17 protein-coding genes are annotated in these 18,302 nt (G+C 56.0%); 4 read left to right on the top strand and 13 right to left on the bottom strand.

The window, feature by feature from the left end:
* Positions 1 to 42 precede the first annotated feature (42 nt).
* Positions 43 to 903 (top strand): acyl-CoA thioesterase II, encoded by an 861-nt coding sequence (tesB, locus tag AC2TE5_RS05045; RefSeq protein WP_484612764.1) that lies wholly within the window; start codon positions 43 to 45, stop codon positions 901 to 903.
* 191 nt (positions 904 to 1,094) lie between these two features.
* Here tesB and amtB read toward each other — a convergent pair whose 3' ends face one another.
* The 5 genes from amtB to AC2TE5_RS05020 form a co-directional block, all read right to left on the bottom strand.
* On the bottom strand, positions 1,095 to 2,384 hold the full coding sequence (gene amtB / locus AC2TE5_RS05040; RefSeq protein ID WP_063144758.1) for an ammonium transporter AmtB: 1,290 nt from the start codon (positions 2,382 to 2,384) through the stop codon (positions 1,095 to 1,097).
* A gap of 35 nt (positions 2,385 to 2,419) precedes the next feature.
* The gene (glnK, locus tag AC2TE5_RS05035) at positions 2,420 to 2,758 is read right to left on the bottom strand and encodes a P-II family nitrogen regulator (protein ID WP_008503304.1); all 339 of its coding nucleotides are present in this window, start codon (positions 2,756 to 2,758) and stop codon (positions 2,420 to 2,422) included.
* A gap of 220 nt (positions 2,759 to 2,978) precedes the next feature.
* The gene (locus AC2TE5_RS05030) at positions 2,979 to 4,760 is read right to left on the bottom strand and encodes a SmdB family multidrug efflux ABC transporter permease/ATP-binding protein (protein ID WP_484612763.1); all 1,782 of its coding nucleotides are present in this window, start codon (positions 4,758 to 4,760) and stop codon (positions 2,979 to 2,981) included.
* Positions 4,753 to 6,525, bottom strand: a complete 1,773-nt coding sequence (locus AC2TE5_RS05025) for a SmdA family multidrug ABC transporter permease/ATP-binding protein (RefSeq protein WP_213328817.1) — start codon at positions 6,523 to 6,525, stop codon at positions 4,753 to 4,755. Before AC2TE5_RS05025 ends, AC2TE5_RS05030 begins: the two co-directional genes overlap by 8 nt.
* 30 nt (positions 6,526 to 6,555) lie before the next feature.
* A complete protein-coding gene (locus AC2TE5_RS05020; protein ID WP_029739897.1) occupies positions 6,556 to 7,014 on the bottom strand; it encodes an Lrp/AsnC family transcriptional regulator in 459 nt (152 codons plus the stop codon).
* Between the two features lie 115 nt (positions 7,015 to 7,129).
* Here AC2TE5_RS05020 and AC2TE5_RS05015 point away from each other — a divergent pair, with 115 nt between their 5' ends.
* Entirely contained in the window at positions 7,130 to 8,176 is a 1,047-nt protein-coding gene (locus AC2TE5_RS05015; protein WP_029739898.1) for a PLP-dependent cysteine synthase family protein, read from the top strand.
* A 41-nt stretch (positions 8,177 to 8,217) separates the two neighbouring features.
* Here AC2TE5_RS05015 and cof read toward each other — a convergent pair whose 3' ends face one another.
* Positions 8,218 to 9,036, bottom strand: a complete 819-nt coding sequence (gene cof / locus AC2TE5_RS05010) for an HMP-PP phosphatase (protein ID WP_063144762.1) — start codon at positions 9,034 to 9,036, stop codon at positions 8,218 to 8,220.
* 101 nt (positions 9,037 to 9,137) lie between these two features.
* Between cof and AC2TE5_RS05005 the strand changes: the two genes are divergently transcribed.
* The gene (locus AC2TE5_RS05005; protein WP_213328819.1) at positions 9,138 to 10,838 is read left to right on the top strand and encodes an SgrR family transcriptional regulator; all 1,701 of its coding nucleotides are present in this window, start codon (positions 9,138 to 9,140) and stop codon (positions 10,836 to 10,838) included.
* 66 nt (positions 10,839 to 10,904) lie between these two features.
* A complete protein-coding gene (queC, locus tag AC2TE5_RS05000; RefSeq protein WP_484612762.1) occupies positions 10,905 to 11,600 on the top strand; it encodes a 7-cyano-7-deazaguanine synthase QueC in 696 nt (231 codons plus the stop codon).
* Positions 11,601 to 11,602: 2 nt separating this feature from the next.
* Here queC and AC2TE5_RS04995 read toward each other — a convergent pair whose 3' ends face one another.
* From AC2TE5_RS04995 to lon, 7 genes are all read right to left on the bottom strand, one after another.
* Positions 11,603 to 11,932 (bottom strand): addiction module antidote protein, encoded by a 330-nt coding sequence (locus AC2TE5_RS04995; protein ID WP_050511259.1) that lies wholly within the window; start codon positions 11,930 to 11,932, stop codon positions 11,603 to 11,605.
* The gene (locus AC2TE5_RS04990) at positions 11,919 to 12,272 is read right to left on the bottom strand and encodes a type II toxin-antitoxin system RelE/ParE family toxin (RefSeq protein ID WP_063429258.1); all 354 of its coding nucleotides are present in this window, start codon (positions 12,270 to 12,272) and stop codon (positions 11,919 to 11,921) included. The genes AC2TE5_RS04995 and AC2TE5_RS04990 overlap by 14 nt, the downstream gene beginning before the upstream one ends.
* Positions 12,273 to 12,320: 48 nt before the next feature.
* Entirely contained in the window at positions 12,321 to 12,719 is a 399-nt protein-coding gene (locus AC2TE5_RS04985) for a YbgC/FadM family acyl-CoA thioesterase (RefSeq protein ID WP_024906822.1), read from the bottom strand.
* 99 nt (positions 12,720 to 12,818) lie between these two features.
* Entirely contained in the window at positions 12,819 to 13,199 is a 381-nt protein-coding gene (locus tag AC2TE5_RS04980) for a helix-hairpin-helix domain-containing protein (protein ID WP_484612761.1), read from the bottom strand.
* Between the two features lie 148 nt (positions 13,200 to 13,347).
* Positions 13,348 to 15,219, bottom strand: coding sequence for a peptidylprolyl isomerase (gene ppiD / locus AC2TE5_RS04975; RefSeq protein ID WP_484612760.1), 1,872 nt, complete (start codon positions 15,217 to 15,219; stop codon positions 13,348 to 13,350).
* Between the two features lie 212 nt (positions 15,220 to 15,431).
* Positions 15,432 to 15,704, bottom strand: a complete 273-nt coding sequence (gene hupB / locus AC2TE5_RS04970) for a nucleoid-associated protein HU-beta (RefSeq protein ID WP_002444653.1) — start codon at positions 15,702 to 15,704, stop codon at positions 15,432 to 15,434.
* Between the two features lie 210 nt (positions 15,705 to 15,914).
* Positions 15,915 to 18,269 carry an endopeptidase La gene (lon, locus tag AC2TE5_RS04965; protein WP_063144769.1) on the bottom strand — a complete coding sequence of 785 codons (2,355 nt, stop codon included), beginning with the start codon at positions 18,267 to 18,269 and terminating at the stop codon, positions 15,915 to 15,917.
* Positions 18,270 to 18,302 lie beyond the last annotated feature (33 nt).

Raw genomic sequence — 18,302 nt, 5'->3', positions numbered from 1 at the left:
TACTCTGGCTATCTTTCGCTACGGCGTTTATTGAGGACAACTATGAGTCAGGCACTGAACAATCTGCTGACATTACTGAATCTGGAAAAAATTGAGGAAGGACTCTTTCGCGGACAGAGCGAAGATTTAGGCTTACGCCAGGTCTTCGGGGGGCAAGTCGTCGGACAGGCACTGTACGCAGCAAAGGAGACTGTCCCGGCAGACCGTCTGGTGCATTCGTTCCACAGCTATTTCTTACGCCCTGGCGATAGCGCGAAACCAATCGTGTATGACGTTGAGGTCCTGAGAGACGGCAACAGCTTCAGCGCTCGCCGCGTAGCGGCCATTCAGAACGGCAAGCCAATCTTTTACATGACCGCCTCTTTCCAGGCGCCGGAACCCGGCTACGAGCATCAAAAAGTGATGCCGCCGGCACCCGCGCCAGACGATCTCAAATCAGAGACCGATATCGCCCGTGCGCTGGCGCATCTGCTTCCGCCGCAGGTCAAAGAGAAGTTTCTCTGCGATAAACCGCTGGAGATCCGCCCGGTAGAGTTCCATAACCCGATGAAAGGCCACCCCGCCGAGCCGAAGCGCCAGGTCTGGATCCGAGCTAACGGCACCGTGGCTGAGGACTTCCGCGTTCATCAGTATCTGCTGGGCTATGCGTCAGATTTCAACTTCCTGCCGGTGGCGCTGCAGCCGCACGGCGTCGGGTTCCTTGAAAAAGGGATGCAGGTCGCGACGATCGATCACTCCATGTGGTTCCACCGTCCCTTCAACATGAATGAGTGGCTGCTCTACAGCGTGGAGAGTACGTCAGCGTCAAGCGCTCGCGGGTTTGTGCGCGGGGAGTTTTATACGCAGGACGGCGCGCTGGTGGCTTCTACGGTGCAGGAAGGGGTGATGCGTAACCGAGGTTGATGTTGTGCGGCCTGATGCCCTCACCCTGACCCTCTCCCACGGGGAGAGGGAATACACATTAAAAACGGCAACCATAGGTTGCCGTTTTGCTTTTACCTTGTGCGGCCTGATGCCCTCACCCTGACCCTCTCCCACGGGGAGAGGGAATACACACTAAAAACGGCAACCTAAGGTTGCCGTTTTGCTGTTTATTACGCGTTATACGCATTCTCGCCGTGGCTGTTGACGTCCAGACCTTCTCGTTCCTGCTCTTCAGGGACACGCAGACCGACCGTCATGTCCGCCAGTTTGTAGCCAATGAAAGCGACAACGGCAGACCACACAACGGTGAGAGCAATACTTTCCAGCTGTACCAGCAGCTGATGAACCATGGTGACGCCTTCAGCGTAGCCTACACCGCCCAGCGATTTGGCAGCGAAGATACCGGTCATGATACAGCCGACGATGCCGCACACGCCGTGCACGCCAAACACATCGCATGGGTCGTCAACGCGCAGCACGCGTTTCAGTGCGGTAACGCCCCACAGACCCGCCAGACCTGACACCAGGCCGACCAGCAGCGCGCCGCCTACGCCGACATAACCACACGCCGGGGTGATGCCAACCAGACCGGCAATGGCACCCGAACAGGCCCCCAGCAGAGAAGGTTTACCGCGTACCGCCCACTCGCCAAACACCCAGGAGAGGATTGCACCCGCCGTGGCCACAACGGTGTTCACGAAGGCCAGCGCGGCGATTTCGTTTGCTGCACTCGCTGAGCCGGCGTTGAAGCCAAACCAGCCAAAGTAGAGGATAGCCGTACCGGTAAAGACCATCGGCAGGTTGTGCGGTTTAAACGCTTCTTTACCAAAGCCCACGCGTTTTCCAATCAGGTATGCGCCAACCAGACCCGCTACCGCGGCGTTGATGTGTACAACGGTACCGCCCGCGAAGTCCAGCGCACCGTGCGTTGCCAGCAGACCGCCACCCCAGACCATGTGCGCAATCGGCACATAGGAGAGCGTCAGCCAGACCACCACGAAGATCAGGACGGCAGAGAAACGAATACGCTCGGCGAGCGCGCCCACAATCAGCCCGACGGTAATACAGGCGAAGGAGCCCTGGAACGCAACGTGGATATACTGATAGAAACTGCCCATCAGCGCGGTCAGCTCAATATTTTTCAGCATCACCCAGTCGAAGTTACCAAAGAACGCGTTGCCCGTGCCGAACGCCAGCGAGTAACCGTAAACCACCCACAGCACGCAGACCAGTGCGAACGTCACGGCAACCTGCGTCAGCATGGAGAGAACGTTTTTGCCACGGATCAGGCCGCCGTAGAACAGCGCAATGCCCGGAATGGACATGAACAGCACCAGCGCGGTGCTGATCATCATAAAGGCGTTATCGGCTTTGTCGACCACCGCAGGGGTAGCAGCCAGCGCCAGGCCCGGCAGCAGCGCCAGCGAACCCAGACCCGTTTTGAGTGTTGCTATCTTCATTTTCTCGATCCCTATCACTGTGTGCCAGGAGTTACTTACAGAGCCGCTTCGTCAGATTCGCCGGTACGAATGCGAATGACGCGCTGCAGTTCGGCAACGAAAATTTTGCCGTCGCCAATTTTGCCGGTATAGGCCGCTTTGCTAATGACATCAATAACTTCATCAAGCTGATCGTCAGCAATTGCGACATCAATTTTTACTTTTGGCAGGAAGTTAACGCTGTATTCCGCCCCGCGATAAAGCTCGGCATGACCCTTCTGACGACCAAAGCCTTTCACTTCGGTGACAGTCAGTCCCTGAATACCCATTGAAGACAACGCTTCACGCACGTCTTCGAGTTTGAATGGTTTGATTACAACCGTAACCAGCTTCATAGATCCCCTCCAGTCAGAATTCGGTAATGGCCGTAGCTTACGCAGAAGGTATTGCAAGGGGTGTGCCAGAAATGAAAACGAGGGGGAACAACGGTGCGATGAGCGTTACGCGGTTCTGCTAAACGCGCAGGTGAAAAAAAACGCACCATGCCGGTGCAGGGTGCGTTTCAGTTTTGCACCAACAGGAATGACTGTTAGCGCGTCGCCTCATTTTAGTGCATCAGGCGCTAAGCGACTCTTCATCGCGCACGCTGGCCGCCAGCTCTTCGCCCGCCAGCTGCAGCTGGTACATCTGCCAGTAGCGCCCTTTTGCTTCCAGCAGTTCACGGTGCGTACCGCGTTCAACGGCCTGTCCGCGATGTAGCACCAGAATGGTATCGGCATCGACGATGGTGGAAAGACGGTGGGCAATCACCACCAGCGTCGTATGGTCGCGTACCGCGTCCAGCGCCTGCTGGATGGCCTGCTCGGTGCCGGAGTCAATACTGGCCGTCGCTTCATCCAGAATCAGTATCTGCGGCGTTTCAATCAGCACCCGCGCCAGCGCCAGGAGCTGCTTTTGCCCGACGGAGAGATTATTCCCCTGCTCGCCCAGTTTGGTATTGATCCCCTCGCTAAACCCGCGCGCCAGCCCTGCCAGCTGCACTTTTTCCAGCACGTCCCAGACCTGCTCCTGGGAGTAGTCTCGCCCCAGGGTCACGTTGGCATAGAAGGTATCGGCCAGCACGACCGGATCCTGCTGCACCATCGCAACGCCTTTGCGTAACACAGTGTGGCTGAGAGACGCGAGCGGGCGCCCGTCGAGGCGGATTTCACCTTGCGTGACCGGGTAATAGCCCATCAACAGGCTGGCAAGCGTGCTCTTACCGCTGCCGGTATGCCCCACCAGCGCCACGAAACCGCGTGATGGAACGTCAAGCGTGATGTCCTGCAACACCAGCCGGTCTTCGCGATAGGCAAACGAGACGTTATCAAAGGCGATAGTCCCGCTTTGCAGAGGTCGCTCATCATTGCCGTAGGCCTGGCGCGGCCTGTCCATCAGCTCAAACACGCGTTCACCGGCAACTACCGCCTGTTGCAGCATCGATTGCTGGGTGGTGAGCTCGATCAGCGGCTCGTTAAGGCGTCCCAGATAGCTAATAAAGGCGTACAGCACGCCCACTTCAATCGTACCGTTTGAGCTCAGGCCAAAGAGCATCAGCAGCCCGCAAAGCACCAGTGCAGAGAAAAGGCTCAGCAGCGGACGCAGCAGGAAACCGTCGAGGCGCAGCGTCTGCATACGCGCCATATAGTGCGAACGGCTGGCTTCGCCCATACGCTCGCCAAAGCGCGCCTGCTGGCGGAACTGCTGAATGACGCTCATGCCGTTGATCACTTCGTTGAAGCCATCGTTGATGTCGGCCAGGTAAGCGCGCACCCGACGCACAATCGGCGTGCTGTATCGCTGGTAGATGATCATAACGATCAGCACCGCCGGGAAGATAGCGATCGCCACCAGCGCCATCCGCCAGTTGAGGCTGAACATCGCGACCAGCATCGCGCCAATCAGCGCTGCGCTGCGCAGTACGGTTGCCACCACGGTGACGTACAGATCGCGGATCACCTCGGTATCGTTGGTCACGCGAGAAATCACCTGCCCGACCGGCTGGATATCAAACTCGCTGAGCGGCTGGCGAAGCGCCGCGTCCATCACATCCGTACGCAGCTGCTGAACAACGCCCACGGCTGCACGGTTAAACAGCAGCGACTGAGCATAGTGCAAGCCTGCTGCCGTCAGCTGTAAGCCAACGTAGGCCACGCCTAAGCCCGCCACCAGCCCCAGCGGCAGATAGCTTTTGGCGACCATGTTGTCGATAAAATAGCTGATGAGGAGCGGACCGCTCACCTCAGCAATCGCCGCAATCCAGAGTAAAAGCACGGCCACGGAGAGCGGTTTACGCCACGGCGAGCCGTAGGCCAGCAGACGTTTGAGCGTCGGCCACATCGTTCCAAGCTTACGCATTGGCGGCCTCCTCATTCTGCTCCGGCGCATCGTCCAGCGCCGCCTCAAGCTGTTGATAGCGGTACATATCTCGATACCAGCCCGGCTGCTCGGCAAGCGTTTCATGCTGTCCGCGCTGGGCAATGTGCCCGTGCTGCAATACCAGAATTTCGCTGGCCTCAGTGAGCGCTGACAAACGGTGGGCGCTGATAATGACCGTGCGTCCGTCGCCCCACTGGCGCAGGTTATGCAGAATTTGATGCTCGGTACGGCCGTCCACGGCGGAAAGCGCATCATCCAGGATCAGGATTTCAGCATTCAGCAGCAGGGCGCGGGCAATGGAGATACGCTGCTTTTGCCCGCCGGACAGCATGACGCCGCGCTCCCCGACTTCCGTTTCGTAGCCCTGCGGCAGACGCAAAATGTCATCATGAACGCTGGCCAAACGCGCCACATGTTCAATTTCTTCCTGCGTTGCCGCAGGGCGTCCCAGGGCAATGTTGTTTGCCACGGTGTCCGAAAATAAGAACGGCGTCTGGCTGACGACCGCCAGGCGACCGCGCCACTCATCCAGCAGCAGTCTGGTCAGGGGAATATTGTGGAAGCGGATATCGCCCTCGGTGACGTCAAAGTGGCGCTGAAGCAGAGAGAGCACGGTACTTTTGCCGGATCCCGTCGGGCCGCAGATGCCCAGCATCTGCCCTGGCTGCAGGGTAAAGCTGACGTTTTCCAGTACCGGATGCTCCGTATGCGGATAGATAAACTGCCGGACGTCGACGGTCATGACGCCGCGCCCTTCCGGTACGGCTTCGCTACCGTCAATGACCACCGGCGCTTCGGCCAGCATGGCGCGAATGCGGCTATAGGCGGCGCTGCCGCGCTCAACGATGTTAAACATCCAGGCCAGCGCCAGCATCGGCCAGATCATGAGCCCCAGATACATCGCAAAGCTGGTCAATTGCCCCAGGGTCAACGAGCCCTGCACCACCATCCAGCTTCCGCCGCCAATCGCCAGCAGGTTTGCCATGCCAATCGCGATATAAATCGTCGGGTCAAACCGGGCGTCGATACGCGCGACGCGCATGTTCTTCGCCCCCGTGTCCGCCGCATCAGCGGCAAACAGCGCAGACTGTCGGTCTTCCAGGCCAAACGCTTTGATCATGCGGATGCTGGTCATGCTCTCCTGGGTGCGATCGTTCAGAGACGAAAACGCCGCCTGCGCCAGCTTAAAGCGCTCGTGCAGCTGTTCGCCGTAGCGATTGATCGCAAGCGCCATGATCGGCATCGGCAGCAGGGCAAGCAGGGTCAACTGCCAGCTGATCTGCGTGGACATCACGATCAGCACCGCACAGCCCATCACCAGCGAGTCCACCAGCGTCAGCACCCCTTCCCCGGCGGCAAAGACCACGCGATCGACGTCGTTAGTCGCACGGGCGATGAGATCCCCGGTGCGATGGCGCAGATAAAATTCGGGATGCTGTCGGCTCAGCTGGCGGTAAAAATCTTCACGCAGCTCAACGGCCAGCTGATAGGACGCACCGAACAGCAGCACGCGCCAGACGTAGCGCAGCAGATAAACAATGACGGCCGTCAGCACCAGCGTGCCGACCCACATCAACACCCGTGCGGTGGTGTAATGCTGTTCGGTGACGCCATCCACGACGTACCCCACCACTTTGGGTGGGATCAGCTGCAGGATGGCAATGATAATAAGCAGGAATACTGCGCCGAGGTAGCGTTGCCACTCCCGACGAAAGTACCAGCTTAGTTGGGCAAATAATCGCACGCGGTTTGTTCCTGAAGGTATTTTACGAAGTTATTCAATAGGTAATGCTGTGGTGTATTTAATCTGTTCCATGGCGAAGCTTGAGGTGACGTCCGACAAACCCGGTACGCTGTTCACCAGCCGCTTGTAGAAATCATCATAGCGCTTCATGTCGGCCACCTGGACGCGCATCAGGTAATCGTACTCTCCGGCCATTCGCCAGAAACCGAGCACCTCGGGCATCTCCGACACCTGGGTGACGAAGCGGCAATACCAGTCGCTGCTGTGATGCTGGGTTTTTATCAGCACAAACGCCGTCAGCCCAAGACCCAGCTTTTCGGGATCTAACAACGCGACGCGCCCCAGAAGAATGCCGTCATCTTCCAGCTTCTTAAGGCGCTTCCAGCACGGGGTGGTGGTCAGATTAACGGCATCCGCCAGCGCCTGCAAAGAGAGGGTACAGTCATTTTGCAGCAATGAAAGGAGCTTGCGGTCAATTTTATCTAGCATACCCACCTCGCAGAGAAAAATTTTCTCCCTTCATTCTATTTTAAAGGCCAGATAGCAACAATTTTTTCTGTGCTTTTCGCTATGCTAGGCACAAAATGACAAACGGATAACGACGATGAATAGCACCTGGGTTAAACATGCGATCAGCGAAATCAATGCCGACTATCAGCGCTCGGCGGATACGCACCTGATTCGCCTTTCCCTGCCGGGATTTGACGGCATTCAGCTCTATCTGAAAGACGAAAGCACCCATCCTACCGGTAGCCTGAAGCATCGCCTGGCGCGCTCGCTGTTTTTATACGGTTTATGTAACGGCTGGATCAAAGAAGGCACCACCATCATAGAATCCTCATCCGGTTCAACGGCGGTGTCCGAAGCCTATTTTGCCCGCCTGCTGGGCCTGCCGTTTATCGCGGTGATGCCGTCCTGCACCGCAAAACGCAAAATCGAGCAGATCGAATTTTACGGCGGTCGCTGCCACTTTGTGGAAAGCGCCTGCGAAATCTACGCCGCCTCCGAAATGCTGGCCCGCGAGCTGAACGGCCACTATATGGACCAGTTCACCTTCGCCGAGCGCGCGACGGACTGGCGCGGCAATAACAACATTGCCGACAGTATTTTCCGCCAGATGACCCACGAACCGCATCCGGTTCCATCGTACATCGTCATGAGCGCCGGTACCGGCGGCACGTCAGCCACGATTGGGCGCTACATCCGCTGTCAGGGCTACGATACCCAACTGATGGTGGTTGACCCGCAGAACTCCGTGTTTCTCGACTACTGGCAAAACCGCGATGCCGGTCTGCGCAGCCCGGTGGGCAGTAAAATTGAAGGGATTGGCCGCCCGCGCGTGGAGCCCTCTTTCATCCCCGACGTTGTGGATGAGATGATGCGCGTGCCGGATGCCGCCAGCGTGGCAACGGCGCACTGGCTGGAGACGCAACTGGGCCGCAAAGTGGGCGCATCGACGGGTACCAACATGTGGGGCGCACTGCAGCTTGCCGCACGTATGCGCGAAGAGGGCCGCACCGGCTCCATCGTCACGCTGCTGTGCGACAGCGGCGAGCGTTATCTTGATACCTACTACAACGCGGAGTGGGTACAGGCCAACATCGGCGATATCGCCCCGTGGAAAGCGCAGATTGCACAGCTTGTGAAATAAAAAAAAGCCAGACCGAAGTCTGGCTTGCTGGAAGGGTCTCACTATTCGGGGGAATACGGGAGGTTGTTGTTGTCCAGCCAATGCGTCAAAAAATGGGACACTGCTTCATTGCGGCAGTGGCCAATAACCGGCAGATGGGGAAGTTCTGCTTTCAGCTGCGCCATCGCATTCCCCATGATCAGACCGCGACCCACGCTACCCAGCATTTCGCGGTCGTTCATGGCGTCACCAAACGCCATGCACTCCTGCAGCGTTAAGCCCAGGTGGTCGCTCAGTACCGCCAGAGCGGAACCTTTGTTACAGCCCACCGGCAGCACTTCCAGACAATCCACCGCCGAGAAGGTCAGGTGCGCCCGGTCGCCCAGCGCCTCATTCAGTTGAATCCTTAAGCGGCACAGATCGTCATGATCGCCGCAGAAGCAGATCTTAGTTACCGCATGGGCGGGGATCCGACGCAGATCGATAAGCTGGTATTTAAAGCCGCTGTAAACATGCGCGTGCAATAATTCCGGGATTTCGCTTCCGGTAAACCAGCCCCGATCGTTAAAGACGTGGACGCTGGCCTGCGTGTCCCAGGTGCTGTGCAGCACGATATCCGCCACTTCCGGGTTAAGATCCTGTCGGTGTAGCACATCGCCTTCTACGGAGTGAATGCGCGTCCCGTTGCCGGTGATCAGAAAAGCGTCGAGGGAAAACGCCCCCAGCAAATGGCGCATTTCCAGCACATGACGCCCGGTGGCAAACGTCAGGGTGACATTACGCTCGTGCAGGCGCTTCAGCGTGTTCAGGGTTTTCTCCCCCAAACGGTGATCCGGCATTAACAGCGTACCGTCCATATCAAATGCAGCGAGCCGAGCCATGATTACTCCCGAAATGTGATGCGGTTAACTTGTGCATCAGTATCGTGTGAGATATACGGAAGTAATAGTGAATAGATGATAATTATTGTTCCGGGTTTCTTATGCGCCAGCTCAATCGACTCAACCAGTATCACCGCCTGTGGCAGCCTTCCCTGGGTGCAACGCAGCAGGTCACCATCGGCGAGCTTGCCGCCCGCTGTTTTTGCAGCGAGCGGCATGTCCGAACGCTGCTGCGTCAGGCCCAGGAGGCGGGCTGGCTGAGCTGGCGAGCGCAGTCTGGCCGCGGTAAGCGGGGTGAGCTGACGTTCCATGTCGCGCCGGAGTCACTGCGCAATGCGATGATGGAGGAGGCGCTGAAGAGCGGGCAGCAGCATAACGCGCTGGAACTGGCCCAGCTTGCCCCCGCAGAATTACGATCGTTGCTGCATCCGTTTTTGGGCGGGCAGTGGCAAAACGACACGCCGACGCTGCGCATCCCCTATTACCGCTCGCTGGATCCGCTTCAGCCGGGGTTTTTACCTGGCCGGGCGGAGCAGCATCTGGCGGGACAGGTTTTCTCAGGTTTAACGCGTTTTCACGGCAACAGCAGTGAACCCACGGGCGATCTCGCTCATCACTGGGAAGTGTCGAAGGACGGTTTGCGCTGGCATTTCTACATTCGCTCCACTCTGCACTGGCATAACGGCGATAAAATCGAAACCGGACAGCTTCAGCAAAGCCTGGATGCGCTTTTCGCCTTGCCTGCCCTGCGTAAACTGTTCCAGAGCGTTCTTCGCGTTGACGTTACCCATCCTCAGTGTCTGACCTTTACGCTGCACCAGCCGGATTACTGGCTGGCGCACCGCCTGGCCACCTACTGTAGTCGGCTCGCACATCCCGAACAGCCCATGACGGGCAGCGGCCCCTTCAGAGTCAGCGTGTATGAGCCGGATCTGGTTCGTCTGGAAAGCCACGAACAGTACCATCTCAGCCATCCGCTGCTTAAGGCTATTGAGTACTGGATCACACCGTCGCTGTTTGACTATGGGTTAGGGACCAGCTGTCGCCATCCGGTGCAGATCGCCATTGGCGAGCCGGATGAACTGGAGAGTCTGCGCCTGGTGACGAACAGCACCAGCCTGGGCTTTTGTTATCTCACCCTGAAGCAAAGCCCGCGCCTGAGCGAAATGCAGGCTCGGCGACTCATCAACATCATTCATCTCTCGACGCTTCTGCATACGCTTCCGCTCAATGAAGGGCTGATTACCCCGACAGAGGAGTTGCTCCCCGGCTGGGCGATCCCTCAGTGGTCGGATTTAACACATGTCCCTCTGCCGAAGAAATTAACCCTGATTTATCATTTACCGGTTGAGTTACACACGATGGCGCGCCAGCTAAAAGAGTACCTTGCAAAACACGACTGCGAGCTTACGGCGATCTTTTACGATGCGAAAACCTGGGACGGGTGCCACCAACTGGCGGAAGCGGACATCATGATGGGCGACAGGCTGATTGGCGAAGCGCCGGAATATACGCTTGAACAGTGGCTGCGCTGTGATGCCCTCTGGCCACACGTGCTTAGCGCACCGCAATATGCTCATCTGCAGGCCACCCTGGATGCGGTACAGACCCAGGCCGACGAACAGGCCAGACGTGCCGGGCTAAGGGCCATTTTCTCCCGGCTCATGGAAAAGGCGGTGATAACGCCGCTGTTCAATTATCAATACCAGGTCAGCGCCCCGCCGGGGGTCAACGGTATAAGTCTCAACACCCGCGGCTGGTTTGACTTTACCGAAGCCTGGCTGCCCGCCCCTAAATCGTGAAGAAGCTGGTCGCCGTCGTGGTCAAACGGTAACATAACGCTTTTACCGTAACAGTCGAGATGATTTATGAAACGTGCCGTCGTCGTGTTCAGCGGAGGACAAGACTCTACTACCTGCCTGGTCCAGGCCCTTCATCAGTACGATGAAGTTCACTGTGTTACTTTCGATTATGGTCAGCGTCACCGCGCTGAAATCGACGTTGCCCGTGAACTTGCCCTGAAACTGGGCGCACGCGCGCACAAGGTGCTGGACGTTACGCTGTTAAATGAACTGGCCGTGAGCAGCCTCACCCGGGACAGTATCCCGGTACCTGACTACGAACCCGATGCCAGCGGCATTCCGAATACCTTCGTGCCGGGCCGTAATATCCTCTTCCTGACCCTGACGGCGATCTACGCCTACCAGGTAAAGGCCGAAGCGGTGATCACGGGCGTGTGCGAGACCGACTTCTCCGGCTACCCGGACTGTCGTGATGAGTTCGTGAAAGCGTTAAACCACGCCGTCAATCTGGGGATGGCGAAAGAAACGCGCTTTGAAACCCCGCTCATGTGGCTGGATAAAGCCGAAACCTGGGCGCTGGCGGACTACTGGGGCAAGCTGGATCTTGTTCGCAGCGAAACGCTCACCTGCTATAACGGTATCAAAGGCGACGGTTGCGGCCAGTGCGCGGCCTGTAATCTTCGCACTAACGGGCTGAACCACTATCTTGCCGATAAAGTCAGCGTGATGGCCGCGATGCAGAAAAAGACCGGGCTTAAATAAGGCTACTTGACCGTGCTGTCGAACAGTTTCACACCGGCAGCACGGGTGACTTTCATCAGCGTTGTCAGCGTTGGGTTGCCGTTGTCTGATAAGGTTCGGTATAGCTGCTGACGGGACAGACCTGCTTTGGTAGAAATTTCTCCGATACCGCCTCGCGCTTCGATGACCTGACGGAGTGCAATGAGATAGGCAGGGATCCCCTGGTCTTCATAGATCTCTTCCAGGGCTGTCTGGAGATAACGCTGAGCGTAGGAAGGATTCTCTCGCAGCATTTTCACAACAGCATCATGGTGGCTAACAGAGCTCGAATATTTTCGTTCAGCGGCGCTCATTGGAATGTCCTTTTGTTTGATGATCTTTCCAGTAATCTATTGCCAGTTTGATATCTGCTTTTTGGCTCTTTTTGTCACCACCGATCAGTAACAATAAAACCTGCCGATTCTCTACTGAAAAATAGATTCTGTAGCCGGGGCCACTGTCGACTCGCATCTCCCAAACACCTTCCCTGAGATACCTGTAATCGCCAAAATTACGTTTTATCGCACGGTTAATCCGCATAAGGATCCGGAAAACCATATCCGGATCCTTTCGATTCATTCTGGCAACCCACTCCTCAAACGGTACTTTTCCGTCACGGGTCCGGTAACGTTCAACAACGTAGTCCCTGTCCATTATTCTATCCCTGAAAAATCCTTTTGTCTTTTATAAAAGACAAAATTTCTAAGCGATCATCAACTCCAGCTTTTCCCGCAGCTCCCCTTCCAGCGGCAGCGCTTTCTGCGTTTTCAGATCGATACAGACAAAGGTGATCAACGCATCAGCCACCACCTGCCCTTCTGGATCGAGCGTCACCACCTGGCTTAACACCCCGCTTTTGCCATTGATCTGTTGTACCTGGCTGGTCACCGTGAGCACATCGCCCAGCACGGCCGGACGGCGGTAGTTGATGTTGATATTGACGACTACGAACGCGATGTTGTGCGCGGTCAGCCACTGAAAGCTTTCGCTGTTTTCCAGCCCGTCCCAGCGCGCTTCTTCAAGAAACTCAAGATAGCGAGCGTTGTTCACATGCTGGTAAACGTCGAGATGAAAACCGCGTACTTTGATTTTTGTCTGCATAGCGCAATAGCCTTTACTGTTATTGTAGGATGAGAGGTCATAACTGGTATGACCTCTTTATCCTGGCAAAATTTTGCCGCAGTGCAAGAAATTGCGTAATTACAACGTCAGGTGTGAGAGGTTGCGCTCAACCAGCGCGCTGCCCATGCCCGGCACCTGTTTGAGATCGTCGACCGTCTTGAAAGGACCATACTCTTCGCGGTAGCTGACGATGGCCTGCGCTTTTTTCAGGCCGACACCATTCATCGCGCGAGCCAGATCTTCCGCAGAGGCCGAATTGATACTGACCCGCGTACCGTCATCATCCGCATTTTTACCGGCGTCAGTCGCTTTGGTTTGCCCTTGCACCGGCGCTGCCGCATCGGACTTGCTCTGCGTAGCCTGTGCTTTGGCGGCGGGCGTCGCCGACAGCGCGCCCGCGCTCATCCCGGTGGTGGCAATAGCCAGCGTAATTAACAGTGCTTTGATTCCACATTTCATGCTGTTATCTCCTTGTTTGTTGACAGCCACGTCACGATAGCCGCCAGATAAACTCGGTACAAACAGCAGATTGCAGATATGGAAAAGGCCGCGAAAGCGGCCTTTAGTTTTTGCAGAGCGTTACGAAAATCTGCGAGCAGACACGTAATTACTGCTGCTGAGTCATCACATCACCCAGCTTGATTTTGGCTTCTTTACGCAGGTTGCTCATCATGGCTTCGAAGGCAATCTGAGCATTGTTCTGGGTAATCCCCTGAACCATCGCTTTCTTCTGCGCTTCTGGCAGGGTACCGGCTTTCACTTCATCCAGCGCCAGCAGAACGACGTTGCCCTGCGTATCGGTGGTGGTACCGAAGCTTGGCTTGTCCTTCGCAGGCAGAGTCAGACCAAACGCGGCCTGGCTGATTGGGTCCTGCCCGGTACGGCTCAGCGTTTTCGCTTCACCGAAGCTCAGGCCAGCCGCTTTCAGCGCGTCTTCTTTACCCGCTTTCAGATCGGACAGAATCTTCTCAGCATCCAGTTTCGCCTGCTGTTCCGCTTTGTTGTGCTTAACCTGAGCGACAACCTGATCCTTCACTTCCGCCAGCGGTTTGACCGCTTCTGGCTTGTGCTCGCTGACGCGCAACACAAACGCACGATCGCCGTCGACGGTAATGATGTCAGAGTTACTGCCCGGCGTGCCGTTCTCGCCCACCAGACCGCCGTTGAAGATGGCATCAGATACCGGTTTGAAGTTCAGCTCTTCCGGCAGGTTGTCACGACCAAACCAGCCCGTCTCAACCGCCTTCACACCCGCCGCCTGCTCTGCACCAGCCAGAGATTCGTTATCGTTGCTGGCAGCATCGCTCACCTTCTGCTGCAGCGCGTAGTAGGCATCCAGCGCTTTTTCCTGTTTCACTTTCGCCGCGATATCTTCGCGAACGTCAGCCAGCGGCTTGGTTTTCGCCGCGGTGATGTCGTCCAGACGCACAACCAGGAAACCAACGGAAGACTTAATGACGCCTGAAAGCTGGCCTTTCTCTTTCAGACCGGCATTTTTCAGCTCGTCCGGCGTGGTCGCGTCTTCCAGCCAGCCCATATCACCGCCGTTTTTCGCAGAGATAATGTCGGTGGATTTCGCTTTCGCAACGGTCGCGAAATCAGCGCCTTTGTTCAGCTCATCCAGTACCGCTTTGGCATCAGCCTCGGTCTTCGTCTGAATCACGCTGTAGCGGTTACGCTGCGGCTGAGTGAACTGATCCTGATGCTGGTCGTAGTAAGACTGGATTTCTGCATCAGACGCAGTTTCCTGCAGCGCGGCTGCATCCAGCTTAATGTAGCTCACACGGAACTGCTCTGGAGAAACAAAGGAATTCTTGTTCTGCTCGTAGTAAGCGTTAACGTCAGCGTCGCTCACCTGCTGTTTCGCCGCCAGGGCGTTCACATCAATGGTCGCTTCGCGTACAACGCGCTGCTGCGCCACCAGCGCGGCCAGTTCGTCCGTTTCACCTTTGAGCATGAAATCGGTGCCCACAACGGCATTGATGAGCTGCTGGGTGGTCAGCTGGTTACGCAGCGCCTGAGCGTACTGATCGGCCGTCATCCCCATCTGGTTGACGATACTGTTGTAACGCGCGTTGTCAAATTTACCGTTAGACTGGAAGGCCTGGGTGGAGAAGATGGCTTTTTTCACCTGCTCATCACTGATGCCAAGGCCCAGTTTTTTGGCGTACTGATCGAGCAGCGCTTCGTCGATAAGACGGTTCAGTGTCTGTTGGCGCAGGGTCTTCATGTACCCTTCGTTCGCTGCCAGTTCAGAGAATTGGTCGCCCAGCTGTTGCTGCATACGGTTACGTTCACCGGCAAAAGCATTCTCGAACTGACCACGGCTGATTTCCTGGCCATTCACTTTTGCGGCATAGTTTGCGCCACCGCCAATAAGGTAACTGCTCACGCCGGTCAATATGAACGACACGATAATGATACCGAAAATAATCTTGAGCACGAGACTGTTAGCAGCCGTGCGTAAGCTGTCCATCATGGTGTAACAACACTCCGCTGTAGGTGACTGGTTACCTGACGCTGACGGAAAATCCTGCCCGTCGCGCGTGAAGGCGTATTGTGACAAGAAAACGGGGCGATTGTCAGCCCACAACTCGCATAAACTCGCACAAATCAGGTCTGGACAAACAAAAAAGGCACATCAAATGATGCGCCCTTGTACTTTCCGGCTTCCCTGAAACGGGAAAGCAATCAGTTTACTGCGTCTTTCAGCGCTTTACCTGCACGGAAACCCGGCACTTTAGCAGCAGCAATGGTGATCTCTTTACCGGTCTGAGGGTTGCGGCCAGTACGGGCAGCACGCTCTTTAACAGCAAAAGTACCGAAGCCTACCAGTGCAACGTCGTCCCCAGCCTGCAGAGATTCAGTAACAGAAGCAATTAATGCATCTAACGCACGTCCAGCTGCAGCTTTAGAAATATCAGCACCAGCAGCAATTTTGTCAATCAGTTGAGATTTATTCACTGTTCTCTTCCTCTCTTTATAATTTATATCGCGCCTGAATCCTTCACAACGCGACCGCGCAGCAGTTATATCAGGCCTGCCATGACCTTACAACACCCGTTGTTGATGGCTGACCTAATCAGCAATCTAAATTAGCTATACAAAAAAAGGCTGGCAAGTGCGAAATGACTTACCAGCCTTGTTTTTATTGACGCTCTTTGCGCGAGGTCACTATTTTGCGGTTACAACCTGCATTCCGGAGGGTTCATTCTGCAATGCGAGACTGAGAACTTCCTCAATTCGCTTCACAGGATGGATCTGCAGATCGGCAATCACGTTGTCCGGAATCTCTTCCAGATCGCGTTTATTTTCGTAAGGGATCAATACGGTTTTGATCCCCCCGCGGTGTGCCGCCAGCAGTTTTTCTTTTAAACCACCAATCGGCAGAACCTGGCCACGCAGCGTGATTTCACCGGTCATAGCCACATCGGCACGCACCGGGTTCCCTGTCAGGCAGGAAACCAGAGCGGTACACATGGCAATACCCGCGCTTGGGCCATCTTTCGGCGTCGCCCCTTCCGGAACGTGCACGTGGATGTCGCGTTTTTCGTAGAAATCAGTGTTGATACCCAGTTTCTCCGCGCGCGCGCGCACCACGGTCAGCGCCGCCTGGATGGATTCCTGCATTACTTCACCCAGCGAGCCGGTGTAGGTCAGCTTGCCTTTGCCCGGCACACAGGCGGTTTCGATGGTCAGCAGATCGCCGCCCACTTCCGTCCATGCCAGGCCAGTCACCTGACCAACGCGGTTTTCGTTGTCCGCGCGACCGTAGTCAAAGCGCTGAACGCCCAGGTACGCATGCAGATTGTCGCCGTTAATCACAATGTGTTTCAGGCTCTTATCCAGCAGCAGCTGTTTCACCGCTTTACGACACAGTTTGGAGATTTCACGCTCAAGGCTACGCACGCCCGCTTCACGGGTGTAGTAGCGAATGATGCCGATAATCGCGCTGTCCTCGACGGTCAGCTCGTTGGCTTTCAGCGCGTTACGCTCAATCTGTTTCGGCAGCAGGTGCTGCTTAGCGATGTTCAGCTTCTCATCTTCGGTATAACCGGAGAGACGGATCACTTCCATACGGTCCAGCAGCGGGGCCGGAATGTTCATGGAGTTGGAGGTCGCCACGAACATCACATCGCTCAGGTCGTAGTCCACTTCCAGGTAGTGATCGCTGAACGCCACGTTCTGTTCTGGATCAAGCACTTCCAGCAGTGCAGACGCAGGGTCGCCACGCATGTCCGACGACATCTTGTCGATCTCATCAAGCAGGAACAGCGGGTTTTTAACCCCCACCTTCGCCATCTTCTGGATCAGTTTACCCGGCATAGAACCGATGTAGGTACGGCGGTGACCGCGGATTTCCGCTTCATCGCGTACGCCACCCAGCGCCATACGGATATACTTGCGTCCGGTCGCTTTGGCGATGGACTGACCCAGAGAGGTTTTACCCACCCCCGGCGGTCCTACCAGGCACAGAATTGGGCCTTTGATTTTGTTTACACGGCTTTGTACCGCGAGGTACTCAAGAATGCGGTCTTTCACGCGTTCCAGGCCGTAGTGATCGGTATCCAGGATTTCCTGCGCCTGACGCAGGTCTTTTTTGACCTTGCTTCGGGCGTTCCACGGAACCTGCACCATCCACTCAATGTAGCCGCGTACAACGGTCGCTTCAGCCGACATTGGAGACATCATTTTCAGCTTCTGCAGTTCTGCTTCGGCTTTCTCTTTCGCCTCTTTCGGCATCTTCGCCGCGTCGATCTTACGCTTCAGCGCTTCGTTTTCGTCCGGCGCATCGTCCATCTCGCCCAGTTCTTTCTGAATGGCCTTCATTTGCTCATTCAGATAGTACTCACGCTGAGATTTCTCCATCTGCTTTTTCACGCGGTTGCGGATACGCTTCTCAACCTGCAGCAGATCGATTTCAGACTCCATCATCGCCATCAGGTATTCCAGACGTTCGTTAACGTCGGACATTTCCAGCACGGACTGTTTGTCAGCCAGCTTCAGCGGCATATGGGCAGCGATGGTGTCCGCCAGACGCGCAGGATCGTCGATGCTGTTCAGCGACGTCAGCACTTCTGGTGGGATTTTCTTGTTCAGCTTGATATAGCCTTCAAACTGGCTAATCGCGGTGCGCACCAGCACTTCCTGCTCGCGCTCATCAAGCTCAGGCGAATCAAGGTACTCTGCCTTCGCAGAGAAGTGCTCGCCATCGTCTGACAGAGTGGTAATACGCGCACGCTGCAGGCCTTCTACCAGCACCTTCACGGTGCCGTCAGGCAGCTTCAGCATCTGCAAAATAGAGGCCACGGTCCCGACGGTGAAAAGATCGTTTACACCCGGCTCATCCGTTGATGCTTCTTTCTGCGCCACCAGCATGATTTTTTTATCATGATCCATGGCGGCTTCGAGGCAACGGATAGATTTTTCCCGCCCTACAAATAAGGGTATGACCATGTGCGGATAAACCACCACATCGCGCAACGGCAATACGGGGATTTCAATGCGTTCAGAACGCTCAGGATTCATAGAGCTCTCTCTTAGTTAGTGTCCGCCAGGTAA

It is taken from the genome of Enterobacter sp. N5-15 (assembly GCF_057221635.1).
Note: the sequence above shows the minus strand (reverse complement) of the source record. Positions and strands in the feature narration are given on the sequence as shown.

What these genes read in the sequence shown, in the direction of transcription:
- tesB (WP_484612764.1), top strand. Translation starts at nt 43, where the DNA reads ATGAGTCAGGCACTGAACAATCTGCTGACATTACTGAATCTGGAAAAA.
- amtB (WP_063144758.1), bottom strand. Translation starts at nt 2,384, where the DNA reads ATGAAGATAGCAACACTCAAAACGGGTCTGGGTTCGCTGGCGCTGCTG.
- glnK (WP_008503304.1), bottom strand. Translation starts at nt 2,758, where the DNA reads ATGAAGCTGGTTACGGTTGTAATCAAACCATTCAAACTCGAAGACGTG.
- AC2TE5_RS05030 (WP_484612763.1), bottom strand. Translation starts at nt 4,760, where the DNA reads ATGCGTAAGCTTGGAACGATGTGGCCGACGCTCAAACGTCTGCTGGCC.
- AC2TE5_RS05020 (WP_029739897.1), bottom strand. Translation starts at nt 7,014, where the DNA reads ATGCTAGATAAAATTGACCGCAAGCTCCTTTCATTGCTGCAAAATGAC.
- AC2TE5_RS05015 (WP_029739898.1), top strand. Translation starts at nt 7,130, where the DNA reads ATGAATAGCACCTGGGTTAAACATGCGATCAGCGAAATCAATGCCGAC.
- cof (WP_063144762.1), bottom strand. Translation starts at nt 9,036, where the DNA reads ATGGCTCGGCTCGCTGCATTTGATATGGACGGTACGCTGTTAATGCCG.
- AC2TE5_RS05005 (WP_213328819.1), top strand. Translation starts at nt 9,138, where the DNA reads ATGCGCCAGCTCAATCGACTCAACCAGTATCACCGCCTGTGGCAGCCT.
- queC (WP_484612762.1), top strand. Translation starts at nt 10,905, where the DNA reads ATGAAACGTGCCGTCGTCGTGTTCAGCGGAGGACAAGACTCTACTACC.
- AC2TE5_RS04995 (WP_050511259.1), bottom strand. Translation starts at nt 11,932, where the DNA reads ATGAGCGCCGCTGAACGAAAATATTCGAGCTCTGTTAGCCACCATGAT.
- AC2TE5_RS04990 (WP_063429258.1), bottom strand. Translation starts at nt 12,272, where the DNA reads ATGGACAGGGACTACGTTGTTGAACGTTACCGGACCCGTGACGGAAAA.
- AC2TE5_RS04985 (WP_024906822.1), bottom strand. Translation starts at nt 12,719, where the DNA reads ATGCAGACAAAAATCAAAGTACGCGGTTTTCATCTCGACGTTTACCAG.
- AC2TE5_RS04980 (WP_484612761.1), bottom strand. Translation starts at nt 13,199, where the DNA reads ATGAAATGTGGAATCAAAGCACTGTTAATTACGCTGGCTATTGCCACC.
- ppiD (WP_484612760.1), bottom strand. Translation starts at nt 15,219, where the DNA reads ATGATGGACAGCTTACGCACGGCTGCTAACAGTCTCGTGCTCAAGATT.
- lon (WP_063144769.1), bottom strand. Translation starts at nt 18,269, where the DNA reads ATGAATCCTGAGCGTTCTGAACGCATTGAAATCCCCGTATTGCCGTTG.